The organism is Nocardia sp. IBHARD005, from assembly GCF_052814245.1.
Map to the genome: position 1 here is coordinate 1,679,149 of NZ_CP199935.1, position 14,675 is coordinate 1,693,823.

At 61.0% G+C, this 14,675-nt stretch carries 10 protein-coding genes; 7 read left to right on the plus strand and 3 right to left on the minus strand.

The genetic code is table 11. The features are described from left to right. Positions 1–16: 16 nt before the first annotated feature. From ACTWPB_RS07945 to ACTWPB_RS07955, 3 genes are all read right to left on the minus strand, one after another. Positions 17–1,159: an isochorismate synthase gene (locus ACTWPB_RS07945; RefSeq protein WP_446225033.1), complete on the minus strand. Its 1,143-nt coding sequence runs from the start codon at positions 1,157–1,159 to the stop codon at positions 17–19. Positions 1,160–1,168: 9 nt separating this feature from the next. After that, entirely contained in the window at positions 1,169–1,993 is an 825-nt protein-coding gene (locus ACTWPB_RS07950) for an SDR family oxidoreductase (RefSeq protein ID WP_446225034.1), read from the minus strand. Positions 1,994–2,207: 214 nt separating this feature from the next. Beyond that, positions 2,208–3,119: a siderophore-interacting protein gene (locus ACTWPB_RS07955; protein ID WP_446225035.1), complete on the minus strand. Its 912-nt coding sequence runs from the start codon at positions 3,117–3,119 to the stop codon at positions 2,208–2,210. A 910-nt stretch (positions 3,120–4,029) separates the two neighbouring features. Between ACTWPB_RS07955 and ACTWPB_RS07960 the strand changes: the two genes are divergently transcribed. The 7 genes from ACTWPB_RS07960 (at position 4,030) to ACTWPB_RS07990 (ending at position 14,672) form a co-directional block, all read left to right on the plus strand. Then, entirely contained in the window at positions 4,030–4,824 is a 795-nt protein-coding gene (locus ACTWPB_RS07960) for a TauD/TfdA family dioxygenase (protein ID WP_446225036.1), read from the plus strand. A 42-nt stretch (positions 4,825–4,866) separates the two neighbouring features. Beyond that, complete coding sequence (locus ACTWPB_RS07965) at positions 4,867–5,550, plus strand: hypothetical protein (RefSeq protein WP_446225037.1); 684 nt, start codon at positions 4,867–4,869, stop codon at positions 5,548–5,550. A gap of 137 nt (positions 5,551–5,687) precedes the next feature. After that, positions 5,688–6,842, plus strand: coding sequence for a hypothetical protein (locus ACTWPB_RS07970; protein ID WP_446225038.1), 1,155 nt, complete (start codon positions 5,688–5,690; stop codon positions 6,840–6,842). Positions 6,843–6,845: 3 nt separating this feature from the next. Then, entirely contained in the window at positions 6,846–8,144 is a 1,299-nt protein-coding gene (locus ACTWPB_RS07975) for an aminotransferase class III-fold pyridoxal phosphate-dependent enzyme (RefSeq protein ID WP_446225039.1), read from the plus strand. Between the two features lie 7 nt (positions 8,145–8,151). Then, complete coding sequence (locus ACTWPB_RS07980; protein WP_446225040.1) at positions 8,152–9,429, plus strand: thymidine phosphorylase; 1,278 nt, start codon at positions 8,152–8,154, stop codon at positions 9,427–9,429. Between the two features lie 44 nt (positions 9,430–9,473). Continuing rightward, positions 9,474–10,037 carry a hypothetical protein gene (locus tag ACTWPB_RS07985; protein WP_446225041.1) on the plus strand — a complete coding sequence of 188 codons (564 nt, stop codon included), beginning with the start codon at positions 9,474–9,476 and terminating at the stop codon, positions 10,035–10,037. Between the two features lie 54 nt (positions 10,038–10,091). After that, positions 10,092–14,672 carry an AMP-binding protein gene (locus ACTWPB_RS07990; RefSeq protein WP_446225042.1) on the plus strand — a complete coding sequence of 1,527 codons (4,581 nt, stop codon included), beginning with the start codon at positions 10,092–10,094 and terminating at the stop codon, positions 14,670–14,672. Positions 14,673–14,675: the final 3 nt, after the last annotated feature.

The following is a 14,675-nucleotide window of genomic DNA, read 5'->3' on the forward strand; positions in this document are numbered from 1 at the left end:
GGTTCGCTGGGCTCAATCAGATGACAGTGGCGGGCGCATTGGTGAGCCCGAGGGGCTTGAGCACGCGCGCGAATTTAGCTGTGGTTTCTGCCAATTCGGCATGCGGGTCGGATTCGGCGACGATTCCGCCGCCGGCGTAGGTCACCAGATCCTGGCGGTTGGAGGACAGTTCGGCGCAGCGGATGCTGACCATCCATTCACCGTTTCCGTCGCGGTCGCACCACCCCACGGCACCCGCGTAGAACCCGCGGCTTCCCTCGAGCGAAGCGATGAGGCGGGCGGCCTGCGTCGTCGGGGTGCCGCAGACAGCAGGGGTTGGATGCAATGTCGCAGCCAGCTCCAACGCTGAGGGGCCGGTGCCGACAACTGCTGCCGTGATCGCCGTGCCGAGGTGCCACATGTTCGGTGTGGCTGTCAGGCTCGGGCCGGAAACATCAGCGTTGCCACAGACCTTTCGCAGCAGATCCTCGACCTGGTCGACTACGTACTGGTGCTCCTGCAGGTCTTTGGCGGAGCCGAGGAGAGCCTCCGCGGCGACTCGGTCGGCGTCGGGATCGGTTCTGCGGCTGGCTGAACCGGCGAGAGGGTGACTGGCTACCACGGAGCCTTCTCGATTGATGAGCATTTCGGGGCTGGCACCGACGAGGTGCTTGCCGTGGTAGAGGCCACCCGCTGCAGAGAGGTCTACGAGGAACCCGTTGCCGGCCGGATCGGTGGATACCAACTGATCCAGAAGCTCGACGGCTTCGATCGGATGTTCTGCGCGGGCACGAATTGCTCTGGCCAGCACCACCTTTCGCACCGGATTAGCCTCGTCGCGTAGCAGTCTTACAGCTGTTGCGACTCGTCGGAGATGTTCGTCCGGGGTCGGGATGGCATCGTCGAACTCGAAGCGAGGCAACGTCGTCGATGTTGCTGGCCGATATCTCTCGCCAGTGACAGACACTCGATCGGGCGTCCAGAGCGCGGCGGGTTCGTCGGGCGCGAACGGTAGTGCGCCGACGATCATGTCGGCCTTTCCGTTGCGCAGGTGTGCTGCGGCTTCGGCTGCGGAGGTGAACCGCTGTCCTCGGCCGTGCGCGGTCACTGTTCGGTGCGGCCGAGCCAGGATGAAGGTGGGCTGTACACGGCCAGCTCGATTGTCGGAAATGTCGATCATCCTCTCGCATCACATATCGAGGGTTGCCCCGCCGTCGACCCGCAGATCGTGCATGGTGATGTGGCGGGCGTCGTCGGAGACCAAGAAGCGGACAGCAGCGGCGATGTCAGCAGGAAGAGCTAGGCGCCTCAGGGGAATTCCAAGTCGATACGATTCGGGATCGCCGTCGAGCAGGGCTGCGAGCGCGCTATCGGGGAGCGGAGGTTCCCCGACGTGCGGGCCCACGGTCCCCTCGGGTGTGGTGTAGAGGCCGCGCAGCATCGCCGTGTCGGTGGAGCCGGGCGAGACGAGGTTTACGCGAACGCCGTACGGGGCGACTTGCAGCGCCAGGGCGCGGGTGAAAGCCGTGGCGGCGGCCTTCGATGCGGAATATGCAGCCATGCCGACACGGGGAGTGGTGACGGCATTGGAGGATACGACAACTATCGAGCCGTGCCCTGCCGCGACCATGTCCCGGGCCCCGCGCTGGGCAACGTTGACGGTGCCGGTGGCGTTGACCGCGAGGCTGCGGGTCCAGTCCTCGGCGGAGGTGTCCAATGCCGTACCGGGCAGCATGATTCCAGCGGCGTGCACAACCACGTGCACGGGTCCGAATTCGGCGGTCAACCGGTCGAACGATTCCGAGACCGCCGTGCGATCGGTGACGTCCACCTCGTCCGAGACGACGGACGCTGCTGTGGCACAACCGAGTTCATGGGCAACACGGTGTACGTCGGCGGCTCGATCCCAGAGTGCCACGACCCGTGCGTCAGGCGCGAGTGCGGACGCGATGGCCGCTCCGATCCCGGCGGCAGCGCCGGTGACGACAACGACCGGCTTGCTGACGCGGGTCATTGTTCATCGCCTGACGCGACTGCGACTGCGGGGGCGGCTGATGCGCTGGTCGCTGGAAGCATGGTCACGGACCGTGTAGTCAGCGCACGAATCGTCGGTGGCCACGCGCAATGCTCCTCGGAGATTTCCGCGAAGCCGGCACTCTGTTGCGTGCCGCAGGGTCCGAGCCCTCCCTGTCGGGGCGTCATCGCATGGTGCTGGTGTGCCATCGAGCTCACTCGTCCCGGTCGTAGCCGGCCACGCCATGGCGCCAGTAGCCGGTGATGAGGCAATCCTGCGGGTCGAGGCCGAGTTCGGTCCGCACCCATCGACGGAGTGGTTTGATCGCGCCGGATTCGCCGGCGATCCAGACGTATGCCCGCTGATCTGGCTCCATTTCGATACTGCGGACCCGTCTCTCGAAGGTGCCGCCAGCCCCTGGCCCTGAGTGGCCACGGTGCACCCAGTGGACTTCGATATCATCGGGTGCCTCAAGCGGGATCTGCTCACCGCGATGTGCGACTTCGATGAATACCCAGCCAGAAGCCTCGCGTGGCAGCCACTCCAGCCAACGGGCGATGGCAGGCAAGGCGGTGATATCGCCGGCTAGTAGGTACTTGTCGTAAGTCTTGGGCACCACCAGACCTCCGACGGGGCCGGCGATATGCGCGCGGGCACCAGGTTCTGCACACAGCGCCCATTCCGAGGCCAGGCCTCCAGGGTGAACTGCGACATCGATGTCCAACTCGCGAGCGACTGCGTCGAACCGACGGACCGTATAGTCGCGCGTCACCGGTCGTGGGGTGCCCCAGTGCAGGAGGAGGCCGTCCTTGCGGGGTAGGTGAAGTACGCCGTTCTCGTCGGGAAACACCAGGCGCACGTGCTCATCGGGCACGTAGCTGTGGAATCCGTCGAGTTCCTCGCCACCGAAGGTGATACGTATCAGTCCAGAGCCTAAAGGGGCGGTGCGGAGCACCTCCACCGTGCGCAATCCGATCGGATAGCCGACCTTCGCGCCGTGCGCGCCCGAGAGCACCTCGGCGATGCGCTCGGCATAGGCAGCACGATTCATCAGGGATTCTCCTCTTTCGATTACGGCGTGCCAGAGCGGGGAGCCGCGCTGCTCCGTTGGCCTGACTGCGACCACGCGAACAGACGCCGGTCAGCGCGCGGGTTCCAGCACGTCCGGGTGAATCCGTCGCCGGGGCGAACGAACTCTGGTCGAAACCGGCCACGGCACCGCGACCATGCCCTTCATGGTCATCGCAATACATGGCGCGCAAACACTTCAACGAGGGTGGCACGCCTAGCTGCACGGTTTCGCCAACCTGTGGGCCATCTGCGGTCTATTCCGCAGTTAGCCGGCGGTTAATAAACAATTCGAGACACGGCGGCCAGAGTCAGCGGAGAACAATCCTCCGTTAGGTGCCAGATTTTGACGTACCCAGGAGACAAAGAACAACCGTATGCATCCAATTGATGCTTCCAGATCCTCGGAATCGACTACGATGCTCTGTCGATCAGCGACGTGGATCAATCAGCATTCATACTGCTGAGAGAATCCGAGATCACTCTCCCTCCCCCCGATATGTTCAGTCGATAGGACGAACGCACACGATGCTAGAAGTCGCCTCCGTCATCTGTCAACCACTCGAACAGGTAGGCGGCAGATTGGGTGATCACGATCACATGGGTTGTTGCGACCGGAATGTATGACATACGCTTGCTCGGAGCGCTCAAACGTTCAAGTTGTGCGGTGCGATCAATGCAGTCTGGGGAGTCGTACTGGTCTATCGAGCCTGCATCATTGGGTCGCGGAAAGGGGTGGGGGAGCTGTCCGCATGCGTGGACAGAAAATTAAGGCAAGCATATCGAGTGCGCGATGCGGCATTGTCGTGGATAGGCCGGCGCGCCCGAGAGCCTGCGCTTTCTTGAATTTACGCCGGGGAGATCGTTCGGTTACGCCGGCGATTCGGACCCTGAGCTGGTATCTACACAGCGCCGCCTGGCGGCCGTGACGGATGCGGCAAGAGCACGACAGTCGAACAGGAGGGGAAATGACACGTGCTAATCAACCGGCAGGTACGACCTTCGGTGAGATGGAAATCATCAGCCAGACCGACTACTTCACAATATTTCAACACCCCGATCATCGCCCGGCAGCCGAGGCGTTGCATGTAGTCGAAACGGCTTTGGAGCTGGGAATCCCCTACATTCCGGAGTTGTATCGCATCCATGCACCTGATTCCCCGGGAAACAATCAGTACGTCGACATCAAAACAGAGAAGCCGAAAGAAAACACCCACCCGGCTTTCTCTCGGCCGCTTGCCCAACCATGGCACGTCGACGCGCTCCTCGAGCCGATCGGCGTAGTGAATACCACACTCCTGCACTGCATCAGCCCCGCCAAGGAAGGCGGCGAAACAGTCATCGCGGATATTTCCTCGATCTTTCTCTCTTTGGCCGAAGAGTACCCTAGGGTCGCGAAACTGCTCACCGAGGATCACATCTTGGCCAAACGGGCGACGCTGGACGGAATCGCTGCGGAGAGCACCGGACCGGCGTTTGCGTATCGCCACGGCTTTCGGCGGCCCGTGGTCACGCGATATGGCCAGGCAGGGACCGATGTATGGTGCCCGCGTGACTTCGTGGAGAGCGAGCTACTCCAGGTCGGTCTCAAAGTCATCGAAGACAAACTCGATATACCGTCGCTGAGCACGAGGATCCGGCTCAGCGCCGGGCAGACGCTGGTGCTGAGAAATTCATCTTGCGTGCATCGCCGCACCGAATACCGCGACAACCACCAAGCGGGCCGGCACCTTGTGCGGGCAATGTATACGGAAGAGTATTAGCCCCGACAGACAGCAGCGTTGTAAAAAATGAGACCTACGGTAGTGAACATAGTCGTCGCCGCAGCCGGGAAGGGAACACGGTTCGGTGCCAGGTACCCCAAAGAGCTTCACCTGCTGTCGACCGGGCATGCGGTGATCGACCGGGTACTGGCGCCCTGGCTGACAGCAGTTGCCGGGGAGGAATTCTCGGCCCGAGTGATAATTGTCGGAGATGAAAGCAGGGGAGCTACTCTCACGCACGTCACCGGCCGGTATCCGACAGTGCCGGTCGGATTGTGTCTCCAGAGGGCCGACGCGCATAACCCGAATGTGAACGTTCTCGCAGCAGCGCGGCGGTGGATTGACCGTGGAGTAGTCGTCTATCTGCTCGCGGATCAGATACTGACTGCCAAGGACGCAGTGTTCGTGGACTCCGTGAAACAGGTCCAGAACGGCGGGATCGCAATTCTGGCGGCAGGGATACCGTCGAGCGCCCGCCATACCGAGGGATGCCTTGAGCTCGATGCTGCTAATGATCACGTGGTCACGCACGAGGAGAAACCGCCTGCGGACGACGAGCGATTTAACCATGCCTGGGCGGCGCTCGTGGCCAATGCGAACCAACTCGACCGCCTCATCGGTGGTTTTCACCGTCAACATGACAATCCGTGGCGGACATCTAAGGTGCTTCATGTCCAAGGCTATGTAAACATCAATACCATTGACGATCTACGGGCGGTGCGATGACTGGAAGGCATTTGATAGTCTTCGACGTCGGCGAATACGACCTCGGTTCTGTCAGTGGAATCACGAGGCGCGCGGTGGAAATTGGGCGATCCCTGACGGGGGAATATGTTGTAGTCGTTATCGATTCTCAAGGAAGTATGGTCGGCTTCGGTCCCGCCGGGCGCGACATTATATCTCGCCTGAGGAACGCTGCGGACATTGAGGCGAGTAACATATACGAGCAGGTTCTTCAGTCGGCGGATCTTGTGGTGATGTACGACTTTGCTCAGCTGAGAAGCGTCGAGATCGTCCGTAGTCTAGGTATACCGATTATCGCGGAGATCGCGCCCCCGATTGAACATCTTCTCTATGATACAGACAAAACATCGAGTGAACGTGTCGCGCAGCACGACAGATATGTGCAAATGTTCAATACGCTGGTTCGCGAAGCGGGGTTCTTCCTCGCTCGATCCGGTATAGAAAAAGCCGTGTTGGCGGGTGTGCTGGTGTCCGCTGGCCGTGTCGACGTCATCGATGGTGACACGGCGCGGTTCCGGGACCTGATCGGCACGGTGCCGATCGGATACACCGTCGGAGAATCGGGACGGAACCGCCGCCAACCGGAGGATGCGACGGCGGTACCCGTGACGAAACCGGCTATAGTCTGGAACGGCGGTCTATGGCCGTATATGAACTGGAAGATCGTCCTCGAAGCAATAGTCCACGTCGATTCTCGAACTCGCGAGGAGCTCCTAGTGGCTTTCCCGGATGTTCGATCGATGGAACCCGACCGTGGCAGGGATTCCGGAGACCTGCAAACGAACAAAGTGCTCGAATATGCGCGCACGATCGGCGTAGAGAAAAACGTGGTGCTCTTCCCCCTCCGCATCGATTCTGGCAATCAAGCGACAAGCGAGGATGATCAAGTGCTCGCCACCACCGAGGACAACGTGCACGTACACCCACGCGGATACGTCTGTATCGCCCGCGATGGTATCGAGAACGACACCTGTGTCCGTCTTCGTGTACGGGAACCACGCGCATTCGGGCTGCCGATGATCATCGACGGAGGAAACCCTACGTGCGACGAGCTCGATCGCGATGGCTTGGCCATCCCGGTCGATCGCCAATCTGCCGAATCTATCGCCGCAGGCCTCACTCGGGCATGGACTGGTCGACATTTGATTCGATCCGAGCACCTGGAGAAATACAATTATCGAAAGAGCAACACCGTACTTGTTGCAGCAATCGAGTATCTGCTCGCACGCCGAGATGCTCCCGGTGCCACGCACGACACAGCGGAAGGAATTTGATAGATGCGCAACGCTAGTGCTCTGCGGTTCATCCGCCCATGGTCGAAGGTTGGCGAAGCCGGTCCAATTGTTCATCGCGCTCTCGGGAACACTGTCGAGCTGCACGGTGATGGAACTGCCAAATTCGACGGCAACTCGGGGGCAATGAGCAGCGTCCTCGGAGCTCAGAATGCGAAGGTAAGCGCAAGCATTGCCGATCAGCTCAATGTGCTCGCGTCATACGATGCGAGCACCTTCAGCAATCCGAACGCCGAGCGTCTGGCGCGCTCACTGATCGAGCGCACCGGTGGCTGGGGCGGCGCTGCCTACCTAGCGAACAGCGGGAGCGAGGCGAACGAGGCAGCGATCGGGATGGCGACTCAAATCCAGGAGGCCCGCGGGCGCTGCCAAGTGCCGATCGCCGTGCTGAGTCACGGCTACCACGGCAGCACGTCGTTGCTTCGCCACTTGTCCATGGGTGGACAGTTCGCTCCCAAAGCACTCGGGCTGGGGGCCGAGGTCCGCTACATCGACTGTGCGCCGTGGATGTACACCGCTGACAACCACACGACCTACGCCCATGCCTTTCTGCGGTCTGTGTCAGACGCGATCAGTGGTCGTTCCTACGGTGGTGAACCGGCAGGGATCGTGTTGATCGAGCCGTGGCTCAACGTAGCGGGTGGGTACGCTCTGCCGCAGGGCACGCTCAGAACCGCTGAGAAGAGCTGCCGAGACCAGGGTGCGATCCTGATCGCCGACGAGGTCTTCACCGGTTTCGGACGCAGGGGAGCCCTGTCCTCCGCGTTGGCCGACGGAATCGACCCTGACTTCATCACTCTCAGCAAAGGGCTGACCAACGGCACCGTACCGCTAAGCGCCACCTTGACTAGTAGCTCGATCGCCGACGAACTGGCGCTTCTTGCTCGAGTGTTCGCCGGACACACGATGTCGGGCAATGCACTCGCCGCCGAAGCCGCGATCGCTTGTCTGGCAGAGTTCGACGACAACGGCGTGTGGTCCCGTGTTGGTCGGGCCGCTCAGGTCGTTGCAGATGCCAGTAAGGCATTCACCGATCAGGGCGTCAGACACCACACTTTCGGCTCCTGCGTCTCGGTGCATCTGGACACCGACGACGATGCAGTCACATTGTCGCGTTTTTGTTCCGATCGGGGCGTGATCGTTCGAAGGCAGTCGAACTCGGTGATGTTGATTCCGGCGCTGACATCGGCAGACAGCGACCTGCTCGCGGCGATCGGGGTCATCGCGGCCGGCGCCGCCGAGATCGCAGGCAGCCGTGCAATGTTTGCAGACGAGAGACGGTGAGGCGGTCGTGAGGGATCGAATCGCCGTCACGGCAATTGAGAAGATGTTCGACCAACGACGGCTGTCCGATGACGAGGTGCGGGGCTCGGTTGCCGGATTCATGGACGGGACCGTGTCGGACCTCAGGATTGCGACATGGCTGGGCGCATTTGCGGCCCGCGACGTGGACTTCGATGAGGTGAAGTCACTCACGGACGCCTACATTGCGTCCGGGCGGCAGCTGAAACTGGGCCGTCGTGCCGGACCCGTACCTGTCGATAAGCACAGCAGCGGCGGCGTCGGAGATAAGGTGTCGCTGACAGCATTGCCTATTATCGCTGCGATGGGGATCCCAGTGCTGAAGCTCAGTGGGGGAGCGCTCGGTTTGGCAGGAGGTACTGCCGACAAACTCGGCAGCATTCCAGGATTCAGAGTGCAACTGGGGCGTTCCGAGCTTGAGAGCATCCTCGCTCGAAGCAACCTGGTCATCGGCAGCCAGACCGCGGATTTGTGTCCCGGTGACTCGGCGACTTACCGTGTACGTGATCTGTGTGGGGCAGTCAAATCTGTCGCTCTGATTGCGGCGAGCATCGTGTCGAAGAAGGTCGCCGCAGGATCCACCCGTGTCGTCTACCACATCAAATGGGGTGAGGCCGGGTTGGTGAGTGACGAAGCCTCCGCGCGGGGCCTGGGTGAATTGATCGACGCACTGTCATGCGCATACGGGATCAAATCGAAGATCGTCTACTCCGCAATAGATTCGCCTGCGGGATACTGTGTCGGGAACCTGCTTGAGGTAATCGAGGCACGCCGATTTCTCGGCGGCCGCTCGGCGCATCGCACGCTGCGCGAAGAGGTCTATGCGGTTTGCCGGGCGTTGCTGGAGGTGGCATCGTTCGATCCAGCAGATGCGGATCGCAAGATCACGACGGTAATTGAAAATGGCGACGCGGTTGCAGCCTTCGACAGATGGCTGTCCGAACAGGGTGCGGACAAAGAATTTGTCGACGACCCGGAGCTGTACTTCTCATCGCTACAGCCGGAGCGCCGGCCGGTGCACGCGAACAAATCTGGAACGGTCGCACGCATCGATCCCCTGGGAATAGCAGAGATCGCTGCGACGCTGGGGTCCGCCAAGGAGACGATTGACGATTGCATCGACGCGGTGGCTGGAATCGAGCTCGAAGTCGAAGTGGGAACCGAAGTGTCGGCAGGAGACGTCATCGCCACGTTATGGTCCGGTAAGCCCATCAGTAAGCATATGGAGTTGCTGTCATGTAACTCTGTCCTATTCGATGCTGATTGAAAGCAGTCTCAGAGACAGGTTCGTCGAACAAGAGAAAGGAAGCAATGAGTCAGATAGCTGGTTCAGATGTTGCGACCACGGAATCCGCCACCGTAGTATGGCTGAACGGCGCGTTCGGCGCCGGGAAGACTACCGTTTCCAGGAGGCTTGCCGCCACTTTCACGGAATCGGTCATGGTTGATCCCGAGGAAGTCGGATCCATTCTGCGGTCCTCTCTGCAGAAAGTTTCCCCCCGAGGAGACTTTCAGGACTGGGTAGCATGGCGACGCGTATCGGTTGAGCTAATTTCTTCTATCGCCACCGAGGCTCCCGGCTCCTTGATCGTGGTCCCTCAGACCATTCTGATCGAGAAGTACTGGGACGAAATCAGAAACGGACTCTCGTCGAGGGTTCGGCTGCTCCCAATTTCTCTGCACGTTGAACCGGATGTGCACAGCCGGCGGGTTCACGCGGATCAGGAAGAACCGGATGCACTTCGATGGCGCCTGCACCGATACAGTGATTATCAGCGGGCCGACTGGATCTCGCGTAATTTCAACGTTGTCGACAACAATATCGAAAATATCGACCTAACGGTGGACTCGGTGGCGAAGCTGATACAAGGCTGAGGTATCGACTATCGATCCGCTGACAAAGGTGTCTTGAAGGGGGGAGTTTGGCTCATGAGCAAGCCGGTATTTCGACTGACCGCAGCACAGGACGCAATTTGGAATGCGATACAGCTTTCGGATTATCCTGATGTGTGGGTGGTTTGCGAACTGTCAATCTACGAGGCAAGCGCCTCGGACGTCGCCGATGCAGCGAGACGGGTGGTTGGTCAAGTACCGATCCTGTATACGCGAGTCCATCACGGCGAGGGCGAACATGCGGGGCGAATCGTCCAGACGCGAACCCACGACCCGTCGGACCGTGTCGTTCTCGTGTCGGATGTCGACATTTGCTCGACATCTGACGCGATCGACGCGGCGAGAACAATGCTTCGCCACAATGCGCCCGGCATGGCCGCAACCATCGACGTTCCACTCTTCTTGATTGCGGTTATTCCTCTCGGCGCGGACAAGGCCGCTTGCGTCCAGATGTACAACCATATTGTTATCGACGGTTTCGGCGCTAGTCTGATTCAGGATCGGATCGATCGGGAGCTCGCGCTTGGAGACGCTCCCGATCGGGTTCTCCCGTACGATCCGTACGATCCGGATCAGAATGTTCCCGACGAGCTCGTTTCCGAGGAGGACTATCGATCCTCGGAGAAATATGACCGCGACTGGGAGTTTTGGCGGAGCACACTCGATGTAGAGGCCGACCACCCCTACGGGAGCGGTAGGAAAGTTCAGCTTGGTGAACTTTCGGATTCGCACATCCTCGAACAGTCGCTCATGGATTCGCTGACAGTGACGGCGAAAACGATAGGCTGCCATCGGATCGAGGTTCTGACCGGACTCTACGTAGGGTTCGTCGCTTATCGTCTGGGCGTCGATAAAGTGACCTTCGCGATGCCGTTCAGCAACCGCGTGAGGTTTCCGACACTCGCAGCCGTGCCGTGCATGCTGGTGAATGTTCTACCGATCCAGATCGCCACTGGCGAAGGGGTCGACACCCTCTACGAGCTTGCAACCCGGACCGCCACAGTGCTCCGCAAGGTCGGCGAGCACTCGAGGTTCCGCGGAGAGGAACTCGTTGCACGAGTCGACGGTGCCGACGGGCGGCTGCTGGCGGGCATCGGGATCAACATCAGGACCTTCTTCGGCTCGACGTCGGACGCCGATCGTGTGTCGATCGCGACCGGTCCGCGGGAGCCCGGTGGGCTGCAGATCGATCTCGGACCTGCGGGTGAACTGACCTTGACCCTGCCGCGCGTCATTGGTCACGAGCCCGGCGAGCCGATCCTTGCCCTGGATGACTTCGTGTCCTTCTGCCGAAACTGGCTGGCGTCTCCCGATCTCGCTTTGCGAGAGGTTCCGCTCTACGCTGCAGCGCAGTGGGAAGCTATCGGGGGCATCCGCGCGGCAACGCGTATTGCGCTCGACTCCATACTGCGTGGTGACCTGATTGAGCGAATACCGCAGGCACCGACAGTTACGATTCATGAAGAGTCGGGTGCAGTCCGATCGCTTCTGAGCACCGACGTCTTCGTACACGTCCGATCCAGGCGCAGGTACCTCGAGTCGGTGATCGAAGACTGCGAGCTGACAGCTGTTGTTGCCGGTCGCGGGCTCGAAGCCCTGGTCACCATTCTGGCCATGGTCCAAGCGCGACGTCCCTTTACTCTGATCGACCAAGAGCATCCGCCGGCACGGATCCGACACATTCTCGAGTTGGCGACACCGAAGTACATCGTCCGCACGGACTCGGATACGAAACTTCCCGTGCCTGCAGACAGCGTCGCCGGTGACGGTCCAGATGGTTTCGTCGAGGTGTTCACCGTTGGAGACACCGATCCGCGGCCCGTTGTGCCGAGTGAGCACATCATCGACTGGGCTGACATTGCGTACGTCATCTTCACCTCCGGAAGCACCGGCGTGCCCAAGGGCGTGGCGGTGAGTCGCAGCGCGCTCGAGCGGTTTCTGAGCACTCAGATTTCCACCCTCCACAACCCCGGATTCTGTGACACAAGGCGCGGCGCGGTACCGCGCCGCGCCGCCATCACTGCGTCGTTCGGATTCGACGCCTTCTATGAGCAGCTGTGTTTTCTGCTCGTGGGCTACGACACCCACGTCTATTCCGAAGCGCAGCGGCGAGACCCCGAGGAATTGGCGTTCCGTTTGGCTGCCGATCAAATCGACGTCATCGACCTGACGCCGTCTCATGCGCAGGCGCTGCTGACTGCGGGACTATGGACACACACCCACCCCGGTCCGACCACGGTTTTGCTCGGTGGCGAAGCCGTTCCCCTGTCGCTGTGGCAGCAACTACGGCGGCATACCGACGTTCTCGCGAACACCTATGGTCCCACCGAGAATACGGTCGACACCGCAATTTTCTACGAATTCCCAGCTGCGGCCGCGCAGACTCCAGCGGATCAGGACACCGGGCTGTCTGCACCGATCGGAAGACTTCTGCCAGGGGTCGCCGGTCTGGTCGTCAATAAGCTCGGCATTCCGGTTCGGCTGGGCGACGTCGGTGAACTGGTTGTTTACGGCGACCAACTGATGACAGGTTACCTCTCAGACGGTCGCATCATAGACCCGACACTGCGGCAGCTCATCAACGAAGACGGCGCCCTCGCGGTATATGCCACCGGCGATCTGGTTTGGATCGATGATGCCAACGGGCTGGTGTTCGCTAGCCGCAACGACCGGCAGGTCCAGATCCGCGGGAACAGAGTTGACCTCGCCGAGGTAGAGAAATCACTGTTGGCCCTTGCGTGCATCCAGCATTGCGCGGCCCGTATGTCCACGGACGGCAGGCTAGAAGCCGTGGTGGTCCTGGTCGCTGATGACTCCTCTGATATCTCAGAAATACGGAGGAACCTCGGCCAACGTGTTCCGGCGAGCCACGTTCCGGCCCGGCTGACGGCGGTGGATTCGCTCGAATACAACGTCAACGGCAAGGTCGACTGGGATGCGCTCTGGTCGCAGGTGTCGATCCACCCAGCACAGCCCGATGCTCTCGACGATTCACGATCCGATGACTTCGTTGTCGGTCCCGGCCACGAGGTACTGGCCGAGACCGTGCGAGAGGTTCTGGCCGGCCACGTCACTGGGTCCCTCCTGGCGGCGAGCTTTCTCGAGCTGGGCGGAGATAGCCTCTCGACTATCGACGTCGTTGCCCGGATGCATGTTCGGGGCTGGCGGGTGGCAGCAGCAGACCTCCGCGGCAATCCGCGCCTGATCGATGTCACAGTGACGCATCTCGGAGTGGATCCGACCGCTCGTTACGACCGCGACCAGGGGCTAGGGATCAGCGAAGCTGATTGGATCGGGGACCGCGCTGAACTCTCTGTCGAGCTTCCACCGATCGCGATCGCGGCGTGGGAAGCGGCCGGGCGAGACCTCAAGAAACTCCTTCGGTTCTGCTACTCGCAGGTCTACTCGATTCAGGCCAGCCCCGGCGAGGTTAGGCGCAGGTTCGCTGCGCTGGGCTATGCACATCCGCTGCTGGCCGCTAAGTTGGCGTCCCCGGACGAGTCGGACAGTGACGCCGTCCCCTCTCTGACGTTCTCAGTGACTGCAGAGGGCTCGCGCTCAGACGAGTCCGCTCTGCGCGTCCTGGAGTTCCCAGCCGGGACCGCAACCGATTTCGCTCTCGACCAAGTCTGGGCACGGGAGAACTCCGAGCGCGAAGTGTTCGCCGCGGGTGTCGTGCCGCGACCGGACGGCGGAGCCGATGTCGTGCTCGTTGTATCGCATCTGGTCATGGACCCGGTATCTTGGCGAATCGTCGAGAGCGCGGTTGTGGCGGGTGAGGGGCCGTCCACCAGCACCGGCGCGCTTGTTCGCGAGATCGATTGGTACACACGTTCGCAGACATTGGGCAGGGCGTTCGGTCGAAGCAGGCGCGGCGGTGCGTCTACGCGCACAAAACATGAGCGACACGGGCGCTTCGTGCACACAAGCCATCGATTGGACTTCGAGAACGGCCTCGTGTTCGTCGCGAATAGTTGGTACGCCGACCTGCTCGGCGGTGACTTGCTCGACATCGTCGTGGTTGCTGTGGTTCGTGCTCTGGAGAGCCGACCATCCGGCGTCGAGCAATTCCTTCCTACCGGCGAAATCCTGCTCGAAGGTCACGGCAGGACGGAAATTCCCCGTCTAGGGCTTCCCGACGAGACCGGAATCGGCTGGTACGCAGTCGAGTGGCCGGTCGCGGTAGGCGGGATCACCTCGGCGGCTCCTACGCCCTGGGACCTGAACGCGTGGCATTCCTCGATATCTGACATCAAGATTCGTCGGGCGTCTACACCCTTCGAGAAGATCGTGGAGTGGGGCTATCGCCTCGGCGAAACGACGGGCGAACCGAACAGACCGAGGGTTCTGCTGAACTTCCTCGGAGTGCAAGGATCGCAAGACCAGGCCGCACCAGCGCTACCCCGCGTGTTCGGCGAGGACAGCGTGACAAACGATTGCATCACCTTGAATTGCTGGTTCGAAAGAGTCGGTCAGCGTTCGTCGTTCCGGGTCGATGTCACCGCATGTGAATGCCACGCTGGAGCCGACCCCGTCTGGCTCCTCGGAGCAATCGAGGAAAGTCTGAAGGAACTCTCGGACATGGTATCCCAATTCGATCGTGAGTTTGCTCTATGAGCA